General features: G+C 47.5%; 16 protein-coding genes. 5 read left to right on the forward strand and 11 right to left on the reverse strand.

Features of this window, described 5'->3' with window-relative positions; genetic code table 11:
• Nucleotides 1-46: 46 nt before the first annotated feature.
• The 5 genes from ACES2C_RS10530 to ACES2C_RS10550 all read left to right on the forward strand — a co-directional run bounded on the left by ACES2C_RS10530 (nt 47) and on the right by ACES2C_RS10550 (nt 4,871).
• The gene (locus tag ACES2C_RS10530) at nt 47-1,174 is read left to right on the forward strand and encodes a hypothetical protein (RefSeq protein ID WP_374163076.1); all 1,128 of its coding nucleotides are present in this window, start codon (nt 47-49) and stop codon (nt 1,172-1,174) included.
• Nucleotides 1,175-1,233: 59 nt separating this feature from the next.
• Entirely contained in the window at nt 1,234-1,803 is a 570-nt protein-coding gene (locus ACES2C_RS10535; RefSeq protein WP_374163077.1) for an RNA polymerase sigma factor, read from the forward strand.
• On the forward strand, nt 1,784-2,542 hold the full coding sequence (locus ACES2C_RS10540) for a hypothetical protein (protein ID WP_374163078.1): 759 nt from the start codon (nt 1,784-1,786) through the stop codon (nt 2,540-2,542). Before ACES2C_RS10535 ends, ACES2C_RS10540 begins: the two co-directional genes overlap by 20 nt.
• An 8-nt stretch (nt 2,543-2,550) precedes the next feature.
• Nucleotides 2,551-3,390, forward strand: a complete 840-nt coding sequence (locus ACES2C_RS10545; RefSeq protein ID WP_374163079.1) for an outer membrane beta-barrel protein — start codon at nt 2,551-2,553, stop codon at nt 3,388-3,390.
• Nucleotides 3,391-3,869: 479 nt separating this feature from the next.
• Nucleotides 3,870-4,871 (forward strand): ABC transporter ATP-binding protein, encoded by a 1,002-nt coding sequence (locus tag ACES2C_RS10550; protein ID WP_374163080.1) that lies wholly within the window; start codon nt 3,870-3,872, stop codon nt 4,869-4,871.
• Between the two features lie 14 nt (nt 4,872-4,885).
• Here the strand turns inward: ACES2C_RS10550 and ilvA are convergent, their stop codons facing one another.
• From ilvA to atpD, 11 genes are all read right to left on the reverse strand, one after another.
• Nucleotides 4,886-6,136 carry a threonine ammonia-lyase IlvA gene (gene ilvA / locus ACES2C_RS10555; RefSeq protein WP_374163081.1) on the reverse strand — a complete coding sequence of 417 codons (1,251 nt, stop codon included), beginning with the start codon at nt 6,134-6,136 and terminating at the stop codon, nt 4,886-4,888.
• An 18-nt stretch (nt 6,137-6,154) separates the two neighbouring features.
• Complete coding sequence (locus ACES2C_RS10560) at nt 6,155-7,318, reverse strand: 2-isopropylmalate synthase (RefSeq protein WP_374163082.1); 1,164 nt, start codon at nt 7,316-7,318, stop codon at nt 6,155-6,157.
• 57 nt (nt 7,319-7,375) lie between these two features.
• Nucleotides 7,376-8,461, reverse strand: coding sequence for a 3-isopropylmalate dehydrogenase (gene leuB, locus ACES2C_RS10565; RefSeq protein WP_374163083.1), 1,086 nt, complete (start codon nt 8,459-8,461; stop codon nt 7,376-7,378).
• Nucleotides 8,462-8,489: 28 nt separating this feature from the next.
• Nucleotides 8,490-9,077 carry a 3-isopropylmalate dehydratase small subunit gene (gene leuD, locus ACES2C_RS10570; RefSeq protein ID WP_374163084.1) on the reverse strand — a complete coding sequence of 196 codons (588 nt, stop codon included), beginning with the start codon at nt 9,075-9,077 and terminating at the stop codon, nt 8,490-8,492.
• A gap of 166 nt (nt 9,078-9,243) precedes the next feature.
• On the reverse strand, nt 9,244-10,659 hold the full coding sequence (gene leuC, locus ACES2C_RS10575; RefSeq protein ID WP_374163085.1) for a 3-isopropylmalate dehydratase large subunit: 1,416 nt from the start codon (nt 10,657-10,659) through the stop codon (nt 9,244-9,246).
• A 90-nt stretch (nt 10,660-10,749) separates the two neighbouring features.
• Nucleotides 10,750-11,808 (reverse strand): ketol-acid reductoisomerase, encoded by a 1,059-nt coding sequence (gene ilvC, locus ACES2C_RS10580; protein ID WP_374163086.1) that lies wholly within the window; start codon nt 11,806-11,808, stop codon nt 10,750-10,752.
• 70 nt (nt 11,809-11,878) lie between these two features.
• Complete coding sequence (ilvN, locus tag ACES2C_RS10585) at nt 11,879-12,487, reverse strand: acetolactate synthase small subunit (protein WP_374163087.1); 609 nt, start codon at nt 12,485-12,487, stop codon at nt 11,879-11,881.
• Nucleotides 12,488-12,556: 69 nt separating this feature from the next.
• On the reverse strand, nt 12,557-14,302 hold the full coding sequence (ilvB, locus tag ACES2C_RS10590; protein ID WP_374163088.1) for a biosynthetic-type acetolactate synthase large subunit: 1,746 nt from the start codon (nt 14,300-14,302) through the stop codon (nt 12,557-12,559).
• Between the two features lie 107 nt (nt 14,303-14,409).
• Nucleotides 14,410-16,131: a dihydroxy-acid dehydratase gene (gene ilvD / locus ACES2C_RS10595; protein WP_374163089.1), complete on the reverse strand. Its 1,722-nt coding sequence runs from the start codon at nt 16,129-16,131 to the stop codon at nt 14,410-14,412.
• Between the two features lie 408 nt (nt 16,132-16,539).
• The gene (atpC, locus tag ACES2C_RS10600) at nt 16,540-16,788 is read right to left on the reverse strand and encodes an ATP synthase F1 subunit epsilon (RefSeq protein ID WP_374163090.1); all 249 of its coding nucleotides are present in this window, start codon (nt 16,786-16,788) and stop codon (nt 16,540-16,542) included.
• Nucleotides 16,789-16,896: 108 nt separating this feature from the next.
• Nucleotides 16,897-18,402 carry a F0F1 ATP synthase subunit beta gene (gene atpD / locus ACES2C_RS10605; RefSeq protein WP_374163091.1) on the reverse strand — a complete coding sequence of 502 codons (1,506 nt, stop codon included), beginning with the start codon at nt 18,400-18,402 and terminating at the stop codon, nt 16,897-16,899.
• Nucleotides 18,403-18,464 lie beyond the last annotated feature (62 nt).

An 18,464-nucleotide genomic window follows, 5' to 3' on the forward strand; every position in this document is an offset into this window, starting at 1 on the left:
GCTTAATATAATTTCCATATTTGTTTAGAGCTACCTTTAACCATCGATGAAGAAAACGGTACTGCTGCTTATTTTAATGCTTCCTGCCCTGGTTCTGCGCAGCCAGGTACGGAATGACAGCCTTGAATACAGAATCCGGCCCGACAGCCTCAGAGAAGGGAATCTGTTTTTAAGTATCAACAGTTTTAGTTTCCTGAGAAACTACGAGTTCTTCAACGACTTTCAGGATGGGTACACCTTATACGGTACACAACTTGATCCGCAGCTCGTTTACTACCCCAGTCCCAAGCTTTCTGTCATGGCGGGAGCTTCTTTGCGTAAAGATTTCGGAGGGAGAGGCATCTATCGTTCGTATCCCTTATTTACTATCAAATATCAGTCGGGCCATTCAGCATTGATAAACGGAGTGCTGGAGGGAAGCATTCACCACCGCTTTATTGAGCCGATCTACGATGTAGAGCGCCGCATTACCGATCCGGTCGAGTACGGGACTCAGTTTGTAGTGGATAAGGAGAAGCTCTTCCTGGATGCTTTTATCAGCTGGAACAATATGATCTATAAACCTTCCGGCGAGCAGGAACGCATTTTTGCGGGGATCTCTTCCGAAATTACCTTAAAGGGTGCAGAGAAGCTAAAAGTTTCGGTGCCCTTGCAGTTACTCGCATTCCACCAGGGAGGACAGATTGACACCGTGGATAAGCCTTTGAAGACTATTCTGAATGGAGCAGTTGGGATTAAAGCGACTTACCGCTTGAGTGGCTTTTTAAGAAGTATCAGTACCGAGAACTATCTGGTGGGCTATAAGGATCAGTCTTCAACTTCTCAGCAGCCTTTTAAAGACGGTTCCGGCTTGCTTCTGAACGCCGGTGTGTCCAGCAAATATGGAGACCTGTTTTGTTCCTATTGGAATGGTACCCGCTACATTGCGAGTGCAGGTATGCCCATCTTCCAGTCGGTCTCCAACAAAATAAGGCGCGAAGGCTATACCGAGAGGCAAAGGGAGCTGATATTTTTCAGGTATGCCTACCAGAAAAAGCTTACTCCAAATTTCTATCTCGACTTTCGTGTTGAGCCTGTGCTCGACCTAAAAAGCCCGGGATCAAAGCAGCTTGACTTTTATCATTCTCTCTTCCTGGTATACAGGCAGGATTTTAGGTTGCTAAAGAAAAAATAATTTTTTCTGACCTGATGCAACCAAACAGAGGCGATAATCATCTTATCTCTGTAGCAAATATGAACATAAGCAGAAAAGTGACAGTAGAGGAGCTTCTTGATGGCTGCCGCCGGGGTGACAGGCGAAAGCAGGAACTTCTTTACAAACAAACGGCGTCAAAGATGCTTGGTGTTTGTATGCGCTATGCAAGGGACAAATACGAAGCAGAAGACATCCTACAGATGGGCTTTGTGAAAGTGTTTCAAAAAATTAATGAATTTAAAGAGCAAGGATCTTTTGAGGGATGGATAAGGAGGATTATGGTGAACACTGCAATTGAGGTTTTCAGGAAGAATCAGCGTTTGTTAAATGTAGTTGATATTGATGAAGTATTTGATGTGCCGCAGGAGATGTTCGATATGAACAAATTGGAAACGGAGGATTTGCTTCGCTTGATCCGGCATTTGTCGGGAGGCTATAAGCTGGTCTTTAACTTGTACGCTATTGAAGGCTATTCGCACAAAGAGATCGCAGAAAAATTGGGCATCACAGAAGGCGCGTCGAAATCACAGCTTTCAAGGGCCCGCGCAGTGTTGAAGGATAAACTGTTAAAAATGGAGGGAGCACAACATGCAAACTACGTCGGATAATGAATTTGACGCTTTTTTTCGCGAAAAGCTGGGTTCTTTCGAGTCGAAGCCCTCTGATGCTGTGTGGGAACGGATAGCAGGGGAGCTTGGGCCGGGACGAAAGAAAAGAAGACAGGCACGGGCCTGGTGGGCAGCGGCTAGTGTGGTATGCCTCATCACCTGCAGCTACTGGCTGATGCGGCCGGCTGAAAGAATCAAACTAAGGGGTGAGGTAGCAGAGCATCAACCTTCCCTGGCTACGGCTAAGCCGCATGAGGCAGTACCGGCGGCCGTAGTGTCTGGTGCAGAAGCCAGGGGCAGTATGCTGATGGAGAGCAAGGCCCGTTCCTCTGAAAGCCATCCTGCGGCGCACGTTAGGGCACAGTCTCAAACAGGTAAGGGCACAGCAGAGGTAAACGTGGCCCTGGCTAAAAAAGATGAGCCTGTACTGCTTCCCGAAGGAGCGCTGCCTGCAGTTAATCCGCACGTGGAAGAGCAGAGGCCGGTTCAAACGCCTGCCCCGGTGGTATTGGCAATGAGCACTGATGAGAGACACAGCGGAGTAGAGCAGGGACAGCAGGAGGAAAAACAGCACAATGGGATAAGGTCAGTGGGTGATCTGGTTAATTTTGTGGTGGCAAAAGTTGACAAGAGGAAGGATAAAATAATAGAGTTTACTGAGGATGAAGAAGGTTCTCTTATATCAGGCATCAACCTCGGGGTGCTTAAGATCAGAACTAAAGGGGAGAAAAGAAATTAGTACTATATATGAGAAAAATAGCATTACTGTTTGTCGTACTTGCATTAGCTGACTACAGCTTTGCAAATGCTCTTTATCATCACGCCACAGAGTCTGGCAGCCTTTCTATGCCCGATAGTACGGTTCGTAAAAACAGGAAGACTGAGTTTAAGGTTACCCTGGGAAAGTCTGATGATGCCACGGTAAGGAATAAAAGTGATTCAACTAAGAATACGACCCGGCATTCGGGAGTTTCTTTTGGACTTACCTTTGCCAGGTTCGATCTCGGATTTGCAAAACTTATTGACAACGGCAGCTTTACTTTGTCGCCGCAGAACGATTTCCTTGAGTATAACTCTTGGAAGACCAGCAATGTGGGCTTCGACCTCGTTCAGTTCGGCTATCGCTTTAATAGCCATTTCAAAGTCTACTTGTCGGGAGGATTTGATTGGACGCATATTCGCCTGGAGAAGGACATCACGATAAGGAGGAATGCCCCGGTACTCGAATACGACGCCTCTACCGTACACTTCGACAAGAACAGGTTTTCGTCCACGTATCTGCGAATCCCCTTGTCGTTCGAACTGCGCACCAAGGATGATGACCGGGGGAAGAAGTTCCGCTTTGTCTTTGGTCCGGACATGGGTTTTTTGCTGAACGGAAGAGTGAAGCAAAAAAGCAGCGAAAATGGAAAGCAGAAATTTAATGATGATTACCACTTTACAAAGTTTCGCTATGGAGCTTTTGCCCGTATAGGTTATGGTGCAGCTGGCTTATATGCCAAGTATTACTTCAATGACACCTTTGAAAATAGTCCGCAGCAAAACGGCATTCGAAATATGGCCTTCGGTATCACAGTTGGATTTTAACACACCTTAATAGTTGGTTAACCTTTCCCTGCTTTTCCTGTTGGAATCGCAGGGATTTTTTTGTGAAAGCCTATTTGTTTTTAAATGGCCAAGAAGAACACTCAATCAACTTTTATCCCCATTTGAGAGCGTAGCTTATGAGTGTTTTTTGTGAAAGCCTATCGGCTTGCGATCAGATTAATTGTTTCCAAAATGCTCAATAAGAACGTTTCCCAGTTTTTATTAGGCAAAGACCAATCTGCTGTCTTTAACTAATGCAGGTGGGAGAGCTCAGGCTGTGAAGGATTTCGGTGAATACTGTTTGCTGCTGATTGGCCGGGATGAGTGTTTGACTTATTGTGATCCCGTTTTTGGGAGCAGCCCCCGAACTGGTGACCTTTATCATGAATCGGTCAATTTCAACAGGAGCAGGACGTTTTGAATAAATAGGGCATACCCCGGCATGTTATTTTGATGTTTTAAGTTATACTTTTACCGCAATGGATCGTCATCGTTTTTTAGAACTCCGGGGAGTCAGCAAAATATACGAGAATACATCAGGGGCGGGAGTTAGAGATATCGACTTGCAAATAGAAAAAGGCACACTCAATATTATCGCAGGAGAGAGTGGCAGTGGCAAAAGTACATTGCTAAAGTTGATAGGAGGACAGCTGGCGCCCGATAGTGGAACTGTTGTGATCAATGAGGAGCGTGTTAAAGGGCCGCACGAGCGTTTGATCCCCGGTCATGATGCGTTGAAGATGGTTGCTCAGAGTTTTGAGCTAAATACGTATGCAAAAGTGTTCGACAACATTGCCACTCAGCTTCCCAATACCAATCTGGCTGCCAAGAAGCAAAAGAGCTTTGAAGTTATGGAGTTTCTTAGGATCGACCATCTTGCTCAAAAGAGGGTGGTCGACCTGAGCGGAGGCGAACAGCAGCGGGTTGCAATTGCCAGAGCCATCGTAACTGAGCCCGAGGTATTGTTGATGGACGAGCCTTTTAGTCAGATTGACGCCATGATCAAGAATGACCTGCGTTCTGACGTTCGCCGGATGGTCAAGTTCCTGGGAATTACCGTCGTGCTGGTATCCCATGATCCGATGGACGGCCTCTCTCTTGCAGACAAGATGTTTATCATTAAAGGCGGAAGAATAGTGGAGAGCGGCGCTCCGCGTGATCTTTATGAAAATCCGCAATCGCTATATACGGCTAGTTTACTCGCTTCCTGCAATGCGCTGTCTTCCGGGGATGCGCAGGCAATAGGTATTGATAGCAGCAAAGAAATTGTAGCAGTATATCCCGAATGGGTAAGACTGGTCAAGGGCGAGGGTACTTTTGCAGTCAAAGACGTTTACTTTAAAGGCTTTTACGAAGAACTGGTATTAGAAAAGAATGGAGTGCAGTTCAGGGCACTCCATTCAGATTCAGTTAACTATGAAAAAGGGCAGATGGTAGATGTTGAGATTACGCGGTACCTTGAGTTCCCGGCAGGGGCCTAAGCAGGCTCTCTGGATCATACAAGATACTCAAATAAGGTCTGATCCTGGTTGATGGGCTTGTAATCGAACCGATGTGCCTCCATTCTCTGAATTAGGGCTGCATAATCGTCTGCTGTCCGCAGTTCAATACCCACCAGAGCCGGTCCCCGTTCCCGCTCGGTCTTCTTGATAAATTCAAAGCGCGTGATATCATCGCCCGGGCCAAGCACATTGTTCACAAACAATTTCAGTGCTCCCGGACGTTGCGGGAAACGAATAACGAAATAGTGTTTCAAACCTTCGTATAAAAGAGACAGTTCTTTGATCTCCTGCATGCGGTCAATATCATTGTTGCCTCCGCTAATAATGCAGACTACCTTTTTCCCTTTGATCCTGTCCCTCATGAAGTCAAGTGCGGCAACAGAAAGTGCTCCAGCAGGCTCAACTACGATTGCATCTTCATTGTATAGCTTCAGGATAGCCGAACAAGCTTTCCCTTCGGGTATGAGCAGGATGTCGTTCAATACATTCTTGCACAGCGAGAAGGTCAGCTCGCCGATCCTTTTAACGGCTGCTCCGTCTACAAAGCGGTTGATGGAAGGAAGAGTGACGGGCTCGCCGGCACGCAGTGCTTCTGTCATCGACGGCGCCCCTTCAGGCTCTGTTCCTATTAGCTCGATAGAGGGCTTTACTGTTTTGAGGTAGTTTCCGGTTCCAGCTGCCAGGCCCCCGCCTCCGATTGGTACAATTACCATGTCGGTCCCAGGGAGGTCCTCGATGATTTCCATTGCTACCGTTCCCTGTCCTTCAATGATCCGGTGATCATCAAAAGGAGGGATGAAGGTCATGTTATGGGCAGTGGTGTAAGCAAGGGCTTCCTGCAGACAATCATCAAAAGTGTCTCCTGTGAGTACGATTTCAATATGGCCGTTCCCGAACATCTCCGTTTGCTTCACCTTTTGCTTGGGGGTAATTTCAGGCATGAAGACCACTCCCTTAACTCCAAGCTTGTTGCAGGAGAAGGCAAAGCCCTGTGCATGATTACCCGCGCTGGCGCAGACCACTCCGTTCTGAAGCTGCTCTTCGGGAAGTGAGCTGATCATGTTATATGCCCCCCGCAGCTTATAGGAGCGGACGACCTGCATGTCCTCACGCTTCAGATAGATCTCACAGTCGTACTTCTGCGACAAGCGCTGATTAAATACAAGCGGCGTTCTGTTTACAACACCCTTAAGTCTTTGTCTCGCTGATTCGAAGTCCAGCTTTTCTTTTAGTTCTGTTTCCATTATCGGATCCGGTACTTGTTATTTCACCAGTAACTGGCTTACCAGTTCATTAAGATCATCATCAGTGATATCTTTCTTGCGGTCTGCCAGTTCGAGGAATTTCTTGTATGTCACGTCGAGCTCATTCTTGTCGAGGTGATGGCCCAGGCGGTCCAGATGGAACTTTAAGGCATGTCTTCCGCTTCTGGCCGTGAGCACTATAGATGCGTCAGGGAAGCCAACGTCCTCCGGCCTGATGATCTCGTAATTCTCGCGGTTCTTCAGGAATCCGTCCTGATGGATGCCCGAGCTGTGGGCAAAGGCGTTATTCCCCACAATAGCTTTATTAGGCTGTACCGGCATTCTCATCATACTGCTTACCTTACAGCTCATGTCGTAGAACCTGCGGCAGTTAATGTTGGTATGAAGGTCGAGCGATGCATGTGTCTTAAGGATCATGACCACCTCTTCCATTGACGTATTGCCTGCACGCTCACCGATGCCATTGATGGTACATTCGACCTGCCGGGCACCGTTTTGAAGACCTGCAATAGAATTAGCAGTAGCAAGGCCAAGGTCATTATGGCAGTGTACTGAGATAATGGCCTGCTCAATGTTACTCACATGATCTTTCAGATACTTGATCTTGCTTCCATACTGATCGGGGAGACAGTAGCCGTTCGTATCAGGGATGTTGACAACCGTCGCGCCTGCTGCGATTACAGCTTCTATCATCTGGGCGAGAAACGGGAGGTCTGCTCTTCCCGCATCTTCGGCATAAAACTCAACGTCTTCAACAAACTGCTTAGCGTATTTTACAGCTTCAACTCCGCGTGCAAGGATCTCTTCCCGCGTGCTGTTGAACTTGTGCTTGATGTGCATATCCGATGAGCCGATCCCCGTATGAATACGGGGATGCCGTGCATATTTTAAAGCTTCAACCGCTACATCAATATCGCCCTTGTTTGCTCTGGTGAGCGCGCAGATGGTAGGCTGTTTAACTGCTTTTGAAATTTCAACAACACTCTGGAAATCGCCCGGACTGGAGATGGGAAACCCTGCCTCGATAATATCTACCCCAAGAGCTTCCAGCTCAATAGCAAGTTCAACCTTTTCGCCCGTAGTGAGCTGGCATCCGGGGACCTGTTCACCATCACGCAGTGTGGTGTCAAAAACATAAATGCGGTTTGGATCGTGCAACATGAGATCTCTTATTACTGTTTAGCGATTCGTTTCTAATACTTATTAATTGCCCTGCTGTTATTTGCTCCTTAAGAAGTGAAGCACCTTCTGACCCATTGCATCTGATCCAAGGACCTTGTCAGCAGGTGTAGATGCATTAGCAATGTCCCCTGTTCTGAATCCTTGTTTTAAAACATGATCAACAGCATCTGTTACTCTTTTAGCTTCTTCCTTCAGCCCAAAGCCAATCTCCAGCATCAGTGCGGCGGAGAGGATAGATGCCAGTGGGTTGGCCTTATTCTGTCCCGCAATGTCGTGAGCCGACCCATGAATGGGCTCGAAAAAGCCTGTTCCATCTCCAACAGACGCGGAGGCCAGCATTCCCATTGATCCTGCGATCTGGGATGCCTCGTCGGTCAATATGTCGCCAAATAGGTTGGCGGTCAGTACTACATCAAACTTGCGCGGATTCTTAACAAGCTGCATCGCTGCGTTGTCGATGAACATGTGTTCTGTTTCTACGTCCGGATATTCTGCTGCAATTTCCTGCACCACTTCTCTCCATAATCTCGATGTTTCCAGCACGTTCGCTTTGTCGACAGAGCAAACCTTTTTGTTCCTCACGCGCGCTGCCTCGTAAGCTTTTCTCGCGATGCGTTCTACCTCGTACCGGTGATAGTTCATGAGGTCTGAGGCCCAGGTACGGTCTTCATTACGTTTCTTTTCGCCGAAGTACACATCTCCTGTGAGCTCGCGGAAAAAGAGGATATCTGTTCCCCGTAATATTTCGGGCTTTAAGCTTGATGCGTCAAGCAGTTCATCAAAAAGCAGGATAGGGCGCAGGTTTGCGTACAAACCCAGTTCTTTTCTAATCTTCAGAAGCCCCTGCTCGGGCCTCACTTTTGCCGAAGGATCGTTGTCATATTTTGCGTGCCCGACGGCACCGAAGAGGATTGCATCGCTTGCTTTTGCCTTGTCTAATGTTTCATCGGGAAGAGGGCTCCCTGTTGCTTCAATTGCAACGTGTCCCATCAGAGCTTCGTCAAATGTGAATTCGTGCCCGAACTCAGACGCTATCTGCTCAAGCACCGCTTTTCCCCAGGTTGTTACTTCTGCTCCGATCCCGTCGCCTGGTATTACCAGAATGTGTTTTTTTACTCCCATAAATATAGTGCTGCATTTGGAGGCCAAACTAACGTGCCTCAAATGCTTCTATTTGTTCTTTCTGACTTAAAATATAATCAATGTCGTCATACCCGTTGATCAGGCAGGCCTTCTTGTACGGATTAATTTCAAAGACTTCCTCCTGTCCTGTACTCCCGATCCTGATGGTCTGACGTTCAAGGTCCACTTCCAGTTCTACAGCAGGATCTTTCGATACTTCGTTAAAGATGCTGCGAAGGAACTCGTCGCTCACCTGTACCGGAAGCAGTCCGTTATTCAATGCATTACCCTTGAAAATGTCAGCAAAGAAACTGCTGACAACCACATCAAATCCGCCGTCGGAGATTGCCCACGCTGCATGTTCACGGCTGCTTCCACAGCCAAAGTTCTTGCCTGCTACCAGGATCCTTCCCGAGTAGGTAGGATCATTGAGTACAAAGTCTGATTTTGGCTCGTTATTGTCGTTGTATCGCCAGTCACGAAAGAGATTGTCTCCGAAGCCCTCACGTGTGGTTGCTTTCAGGAATCGCGCCGGGATGATTTGATCCGTATCTATATTTTCTACCTGAATCGGAACTACCCTTGATTTCAGGTGTTTAAATGTCTTTGTTGCCATTTCTTTTTATAGCTTTTCGGCTTTCTGCTTTTCAGCTTTCGGCCTTCTGCTTTCAGCTTTGGGCTTTCTGCTTTCTGCTTTCTGCTTTCTGCTTTCTGCTCTCAGCTCTCGGCTTTCTGCTTTCAGCTTTCTTACTACTTACAACTTACTACTTATAACTCATACGTTAGGCCAGCTCGGCCTCTTCCAGGAATTCGCGTACGTCGCCCACTTTGCCGGTAACTGCTGCAACTGCCGCTGTAAGGGGACTGGCAAGGAAAGTTCTGGAATTCGGTCCCTGGCGTCCTTCAAAGTTCCTGTTCGATGTAGAGACACAGTACTTACCCGCAGGTATCTTATCCTCGTTCATGCCCAGGCAGGCACTGCATCCTGGTTCACGAAGACCAAATCCTGCTTCAGCAAATATTTTATCGAGGCCTTCTTCAATCGCTTGTTTTTGAACCTGCTTGGAGCCTGGAACTACCCATACGGTGACGTTGTCTGCTTTCTGTCGACCTTTTACAAATGCTGCCACCTGACGGAGGTCTTCAATCCTGCTGTTAGTACAGCTGCCAATGAAGACATAGTCGATGGGTTTGCCCAGCAGCTTTTCGTCTTCCCTGAGGCCCATATAATTCAGAGCCTTTACGTAAGAAGGCTGTTCACTTTGTTCTATTTCTGCCACAGCAGGAACTTTCTGTGTCACTCCGATCCCCATTCCCGGATTGGTTCCGTAGGTGATCATCGGTTCTATATCTTCTGCGTTAAAGTAATATTCTTTGTCGAACTGCGCGTCGGAGTCGGAGTACAGCGTCTTCCAATACGCGACAGACTTATCCCACTCTTCTCCCTTCGGAGCGAACTCCCGTCCTTTAACATACTCGAAGGTGATCTCATCAGGAGCGATAAGTCCGCCTCTTGCGCCCATCTCGATACTCATGTTGCAGATCGTCATTCTTCCTTCCATACTCAGTGAGCGGATGGTATCACCGGCGTACTCCACAAAATATCCGGTACCTCCTGCTGCTGATATCTTTGAGATAATATAAAGGATAATATCTTTAGAGGTAACGCCTTTTCTTAAGGTGCCGTTTACCTCAATTTTCATTCTTTTGGGTCGAGACTGGAGCAGGCATTGCGTTGCCAGAACCTGTTCAACCTGGGAGGTCCCAATGCCGAAAGCAATAGAGCCAAAGGCCCCGTGGGTTGAGGTGTGGCTGTCACCGCAGACGTAGGTACGTCCGGGGACTGTAATGCCTAGTTCCGGACCGATCACGTGGACTATTCCCTGATAGGGATGCCCCAGCCCGTACAGTTCGATTCCGAATTCCTTGCAGTTACGGGTAAGGGTATCTACCTGATAGCGGGAAAGCTCTTCCTTGATGGGGAGGTGCTGGTTGAGTGTAGGGACGTTATGATCGGCCGTCGCCACAGTTTGCTGCGGGCGGAAAACAGGAATGCCTCTTTTCCTGAGACCATCGAACGCCTGCGGGCTCGTTACCTCATGTATAAAATGCGTGTCAATATAAATAATATCAGGGAAGCCCTCTTTGCTGCTAACAACGTGGGCGTCCCAAACTTTGTCGAATAATGTTTTTCCCATATCCCTTCCTGGTTCTTTCTATTTATAAACTACTCTCCCCGCTACCTGTGATTAGTCCAGGAGCGGGGAAGAGAGACGAGGAGCAGAAGCTTATGCTTCCACTGTTTGATTTTCGGGTCTCAGACTTCTTACTGTTTTACCGGCCTGCCATAATTCGCTCTCGCGGAGTTCTTTTAACTCTGCTTCAAGCTTCTCGCGGTAGTCGGGCTGGCTGTTAAGATCAATAGACCTTTGTGATTCTTTTCCTGTTGCAACGCTTTCGTACAGTTCTTCAAATACAGGTTTTGTAGCGTCTTTGAACTTTTTCCACCAGTCAAGGGCGCCGCGCTGAGCTGTAGTAGAACAGTTAGCGTACATCCAGTCCATACCGTTCTCAGCAACCAGTGGCATGAGCGACTGAGTAAGCTCTTCAACAGTTTCATTAAATGCCTCAGAAGGAGTATGACCCTTGCTGCGCAGAACTTCATACTGGGCTGCAAAGATTCCCTGGATACATCCCATCAGGGTGCCACGCTCGCCTGTGAGGTCGCTGAATACTTCTTTTTTAAAGTCAGTTTCGAAGAGATAACCGCTTCCTACTGCAATACCCAGTGCAACCACTCTTTCCCATGCTTTGCCGGTAGCGTCCTGATAGATAGCAAAACTTGAGTTCAAGCCACGGCCTTCAAGGAACATTCTTCTCAAAGACGTTCCTGATCCTTTTGGAGCTACCAGGAATACGTCAACGTCTGCAGGAGGGATGATGCCGGTCTGCTCGTTAAAAGTAATTCCAAATCCGTGTGAGAAATACAGCGCTTTGCCTGCTGTAAGATGTTTTTTAACGGTTGGCCAAAGCTCAATCTGTGCGGCATCGCTAAGAAGGTAGCAAATGATAGTTCCTTTTTCAAGAGCTTCTTCAATTTCAAATAGAGTTTCTCCGGGTACGAAGCCATCACGTACAGCTTTGTCCCATGTCTTTGAATTCTTACGCTGACCAACAATTACGTTGATTCCATTATCTTTTTGGTTGAGAGCCTGTCCCGGGCCCTGTACACCGTAACCAATTACAGCAACGGTTTCATTTTTCAGTACTTCCTGTGCTTTTGATAACGGAAACTCTTCGCGGGTCACTACATTTTCTTCAACTCCGCCGAAATTTAATTTTGCCATGATTCTTTGTTTTGAACTATTGCTTTTTGTTATGAATTATATTTTTGACTTGCAGCTGATCCTTGTCCGCTTACATGCTGAATACTTTGTCGCGGCTATTCAGGTACTCATTTTCCACCACTTCAGGTGCCGGTTCAGTCCGCTCGAACTCTCTTAGCTTGCAGTTGAAACCTTCACTCGCCTTAATGATGGCAATCCTGGCGCTTCTTACAAACTCGATGAGGCCGTACGGCTGAAGCACTTTAATCAGGTTATCCGTTTCTTCGCGGTGTCCTGTCGTCTCAAATACGGTATAGTCTTTTCTGATCACCACAGCACGGGCTCCATTTTCACGGAGCAGGCGCTCTACCAGTGCTTTTTCAGCGATGGTATCAGTAGGAACCTTATAGAGTGCCATCTCCTGCCATATCACATCTTCATTGGTATTGTAATAGACCTTCAGAACTTCAACCTGCTTTTCAATTTGCCTGGTCACCTTCCTCACCACATCCTCCGTCTCAGTGATCACAATGTTGAAGCGGTGAATGCTTTCACTCTCTGAAGGTGAGGTATTCAGGCTATCGATATTGATCTTTCTGCGGGTAAAGATAATCGCGATCCGGCTAAGGAGACCGATCTGATTCTCGGTATACACCGTGATGTTGTATTCTTGCTTGATGGGAGTGTTTTCTGTGCTCATGTTTTTAAGCTATTAGCCACTGGTGTTCTCTGTGGCTGCGTTATCACCTCTAATTGCCCGGACTGACTGTTATTTTAGCCTTATTTCGCTCACGCTGCATCCCTGCGGAACCATCGGGAACACGTTGTTCTCTTTGGTTACCATCACTTCCAGCAGATAGGGCCCTTCGTGCTCCAGCATCAGCTTTAAAGCATCTTCCAGGTATTCGCGCTTTGCAATGCTTTTGCCATGAATGCCATAACCTTCAGCGACCTTAACATAGTCGGGACTCGTTATATCTACAAAAGAATACCGCCTGTCGTGAAACAATTGCTGCCATTGCCGCACCATACCCAGGAACTGATTATTGAGTACGATGATTTTAACGTTTACACCACTTTGCATAATTGTCCCCAGCTCCTGAATGGTCATCTGGATACCGCCGTCCCCTATGATTGCGACCACGGTTCGATCCTGAGCTCCAAATTTTGCTCCAATTGCTGCAGGCAGTGCAAAGCCCATGGTTCCCAGTCCACCGCTGGTGATGTTGCTTCTTGTATGATTGAGCTTGGCATAACGGCATGCTACCATCTGATGCTGGCCCACGTCTGTTACAACAATGGCTTCACCTCCCGTCAATTCATTAAGGGTTTGTACCACTTCTCCCATAGTCATTTCTTCTGAGGATGGGAAAAGCTCCTCCCTGATCACAGCGTCGATCTCTTTCTGTTCGAAGTCGCGAAACCGTTCGAGCCAGTCCTTGTGTTGTCTTTCATTCACCATGGAGGTGAGCAGAGGAAGCGTTTCTTTACAGTCGCCCCAAACCGGTACGGTACTCTGAACATTTTTGTCGATCTCCGCGGGGTCTATATCCAGATGGATCACCTTCGCCTGTTTGGCATATTTGTCGAGGCGGCCGGTCACGCGGTCGTCAAACCGCATCCCGATTGCAATCAATACATCGCACTCGTTGGTAAGGACATTAGGACCGTAGTTGCCATGCATACCAAGCATGCCCACATTAAGGGGATGGTCGCTTGGTATTGCGCCTGCGCCAAGAATTGTCCAGGCGGAAGGGATGCCTGCCTTTTCAATAAAAGCCTGGAATTCTTTCTCTGCATTTCCCAGGACAACGCCCTGGCCCCAGAGCACGAATGGTTTCTCAGCTGCATTGATAAGCTCCGCAGCCTTTTCGACGTATTCTTTCCTCACGATCGGCTTGGGCCTGTAGCTTCTGATATGCCGGCATGGAGTATATCCTGAGAAATTAAACTTTTGCAGCTGTGCATTTTTTGTAATGTCAATCAGCACAGGCCCAGGGCGTCCGCTTTTTGCAATATAAAAAGCTTTGGCAAGCACTTCGGGTATCTCTGTCGCATCGGTAACCTGGTAGTTCCACTTGGTAACGGGAGAAGTGATGTTGATGACATCTATCTCCTGGAAAGCGTCCGTTCCGAGCAGGTGGGCAAACACCTGACCTGTTATACAGACAAGGGGAGTGCTGTCTATTTGCGCGTCGGCAAGACCTGTAACAAGATTGGTCGCGCCCGGACCGCTGGTTGCGAAGACAACTCCGACCTTTCCTGATGCACGTGCGTACCCCTGTCCGGCATGAATACCTCCCTGCTCATGACGAACCAGGATATGTTTTAGCCGGTCCTGATAATCGTACAAGGCGTCATAGATCGGCATAATCGCACCGCCCGGATAACCAAAGATCGTGTCGATCCCCTCCGCTATCAAGCCTTCGAGCAGGGCCGCAGATCCGGTCATTTCAACGCTGGTCTCTATGCCTTTCTCAGTCTTGCCCAATACTTCCTGTTGTGCTGTTTCCATTTTTCTAGATTTTGATTAGCTTAATAAGCGCTCTGAATGTTTACTTTCAGGCAGATTGCTTTTTATCGTTTTTCTCCAGTGCTCATTTCAGGGCAGGCATGCGCCTGCTAATTCTCGTCAGTCACGCAACCCTCAGCAGCGGAGCTCACGCTCTTTGCATATTTGTAGAGAAGACCTTTCTTTGCTTTTAGCTCCGGACGTACCCAATTTTCACGCCTTCTGGCAATCTCCTCTTCCGAAACTTTTAATGTCATCGTACGTTTTATTGCGTCGATCTCAATAGGATCATCATCCTGCACCAGGCCGATGAGTCCTCCTTCATACGCTTCGGGAGTAATATGCCCTACTACAAATCCGTGAGTGCCACCGCTGAAACGTCCGTCTGTGATTAATGCGACAGACTTGCCCAGTCCTGCACCAATCAGGGCAGAAGTAGGTTTCAGCATTTCAGGCATGCCAGGCGCTCCCTTAGGTCCTATATTTTTGATTACAACCACGTCGCCCGGTTTTACTCTTCCCGTCGTGATGCCTTCAATAAGATGCGATTCTCCATCGAACACCCTTGCCGGGCCTTCGAAGTATTCTCCTTCCTTTCCGGTGATCTTGGCCACACTTCCGCCTTCCGCAAGATTCCCGTAAAGAATTTGAAGGTGTCCTGTCGCTTTTACAGGGCTTTCTACCGGAAAGATCACCTTTTGAGCTTCAAAGTCCAGCTCCGGAACGTCAGCCAGGTTTTCAGCAAGGGTTTTTCCCGTACAGGTGATACACTCCCCGTGCAGCCATCCCTGCTTCAACAGATACTTCATGACGGCCGGAACGCCGCCTACTTTGTGAAGATCCTCCATCATGTATTTTCCACTAGGCTTCATGTCTGCAAGTACCGGTATCCGGTTACTCACCTCCTGAAAATCATCCTGAGTCAGACTAACGTCTACACTCTTTGCCATGGCAATCAGGTGCAGAACAGCATTGGTAGATCCGCCTAATACCATCAGCGTAACAATAGCATTTTCAAATGCCTTTTTGGTCATGATGTCTTTCGGCTTTATATCTTTCTCGAGCAGAAGACGTATTGCCTTCCCCGCTTCCAGACATTCTTTTCGCTTGTTTTCACTTAGGGCAGGCGAGGACGACGAGTAGGGCAAACTCATTCCAAGTGCTTCTATAGCAGCCGCCATTGTATTGGCGGTATAGATTCCGCCGCAGGCTCCCGCTCCCGGACATGAGCGTTTGATGATCTCTTTGAAATCCAGGTCTTCAATCTGACCTGCAATCTTTTTACCAAGCGCTTCAAAGGCAGATATAATATTAAGGTCTTCTCCCTTGTAATGACCCGGAGCAATTGTACCGCCATAGACCATGATAGCCGGCCGGTTAAGACGCCCCATTGCCATCAATGAGCCGGGCATGTTTTTATCGCAACCTGGTAAGGCGATTACTGCATCATAATGCTGAGCCCCGCACACGGCCTCAATGGAGTCGGCGATCACATCCCTGCTCACCAGGGAGTAACGCATGCCGGGCGTACCATTCCCCATCCCGTCACTTACACCGATTGTATTAAATATCAGTCCTACAAGGTTTTCTTTCCAAACGCTCTCTTTTACCAGCTTTGCCAGGTCATTCAGGTGCATGTTGCAGGTGTTGCCGTCATAACCCATGCTTGCAATACCGACCTGAGCCTTGTCCATATCTTCCTCCGTTAGCCCGATTCCGTATAACATGGCTTGTGCGGCTGGCTGTGTTGGGTCCTGAGTTAAAGTTCTGCTGTGGCGGTTAAGTTCTTGCTGCTTGTCTGTGGCCGCCCCGGCGTCTGTAGTTGAGTTCATAATATGTTCTGGTCCTTATTGTCTCACTAATTTTACTTTCGTGTTAGGCGCGGAAATCTTTATCTTTACGGAAATCCCGCTAATGCCTTTGATCTGTTATCGTTACCCTTAAGGTAGGCACAACAGAACTCTAAGTCAATAGGCCCTTCTGAATATTTTCATTTAGTATTTTATTCTACACGGTACACTGCTACAGAATTTAATTTGGCTACAGGCTAATATTTTGCTTCTGAAATTTGGGGTTGCTATACCAAATGACAATTTGGTATACGGTTCAAGTGCGTCGACTGTGTGTCCCGGGGAGCAGAATTCTTCCTAAAATGGACGCCGTCGCGTCAAAAGTTGAAAAATTGAGCAAAAAAAAAGCCGGATGATTTACATCCGGCTAATCTCTTATGAGGAACAGATTTATTCCTGAATTCCTTCTGCCAAGACAGTTATTTTATTGTTCAGTACCTCAACGACACCTCCCTTAATAAAGTAGCTTTCTTCGCTTTTCCCACCTGTGCGGATGATCACTTTGCCATCCTCCAGAGTAGAGATGATCGGAGCGTGGTTATTCAGAACCTCGAACGAGCCCTGAGTGCCTGGCACAGTCACCGAAGTTACTTCTCCTTCAAAAACAGTCTGATCAGGTGTTAAAATTTCTAGTGTCATGTTATTTATATTTCAGATATCTGGCCTGAGATATGGATTGGCTTTCTTATATAAGAGACAGTAAGATATCAGGCCCAAACGAAGTCTGACATCTTACTCTCAAATCTGTTAAGCATTTGCTTCAGCAAGTAGCTTTTTACCTTTTTCGACAGCATCCTCAATGGTTCCTACCAGGTTGAAAGCTGCTTCAGGATATTCATCTACTTCACCATCCATGATCATATTAAAGCCTTTAATAGTGTCTTTAATATCAACCAATACACCTTTTAATCCTGTGAACTGCTCTGCCACGTGGAATGGCTGAGATAAGAAACGCTGCACGCGACGTGCGCGGGCTACAGTCAGTTTATCTTCTTCAGAAAGCTCATCCATACCAAGGATGGCAATGATATCCTGAAGTTCTTTATATCGCTGAAGGATTTCTTTTACTCGTTGAGCTGTGCGGTAATGCTCTTCGCCAAGAACCATCGGATTCAGGATTCTGGAAGTAGAGTCAAGAGGATCCACTGCAGGATAGATACCAAGCTCAGCAATCTTACGTGACAATACGGTTGTTGCGTCAAGGTGAGCAAATGTTGTTGCCGGTGCAGGGTCTGTCAAGTCATCCGCAGGTACATATACTGCCTGAACAGAGGTGATTGAGCCGCGCTTAGTCGAGGTGATACGCTCCTGCATCAAACCCATTTCAGTTGCCAGCGTTGGCTGATAACCTACAGCAGAAGGCATACGGCCAAGAAGAGCGGATACTTCAGATCCAGCCTGAGTGAAACGGAAGATATTGTCGATGAAGAAGAGGATATCACGACCCTGACCCTGACCGTCTCCGTCGCGGAAGTATTCAGCAACGGTCAAACCTGACAAGGCAACACGTGCACGTGCACCTGGAGGCTCGTTCATCTGACCGAATACGAACGTACACTTAGAGTCTTTAAGCTCATTGGCGTCGATCTTGTCAAGATTCCATTCACCTTTTTCCATTCCGTGCATGAACTCTTCACCGTATTTGATAATGCCTGATTCAAGCATTTCGCGGAGAAGGTCATTCCCTTCACGGGTACGTTCTCCAACACCCGCAAACACAGACAGACCAGAATAGGCCTTTGCAATATTATTGATAAGCTCCTGGATCAATACGGTCTTTCCAACACCGGCACCACCGAACAGACCGATCTTTCCTCCTTTGGAGTAAGGCTCAAGAAGGTCAATCACTTTAATTCCGGTAAACAATACTTCTGTTTCCGTAGAAAGATCTTCAAATCGGGGAGGAGTGGCGTGAATGGGGCGACCATTCGATTTATCAAGGTTGGTAAACCCGTCAATTGCATCACCTACCACATTAAATACGCGACCTTTGATTCCCTCGCCGATCGGCATTTTGATAGGCGCTCCTGTGTCGATAGCGTCCATTCCACGGACAAGACCGTCTGTAGAGTCCATCGCAATTGCGCGGATCCTGTCTTCCCCCAGGTGGTTCTGAACCTCCAGGATGACCGTTTGCCCATTAGGCTTTACAACCTCTAGTGCATCATAAATTTTAGGGAGTTTTGCGTCATCGGCGAAGCTGACGTCAACTACCGCTCCAATGATTTGCGCTATTTTTCCAACGTTTGGCATATAATTTTGGAGTAAATATGTTATTTTTCAATGTTTAGAGCCGTATTTTCGGCTACTTTTTG

The sequence above is a fragment of the Arcticibacter sp. MXS-1 genome, assembly GCF_041902385.1.
Classification (GTDB): Bacteria; Bacteroidota; Bacteroidia; order Sphingobacteriales; family Sphingobacteriaceae; genus Arcticibacter.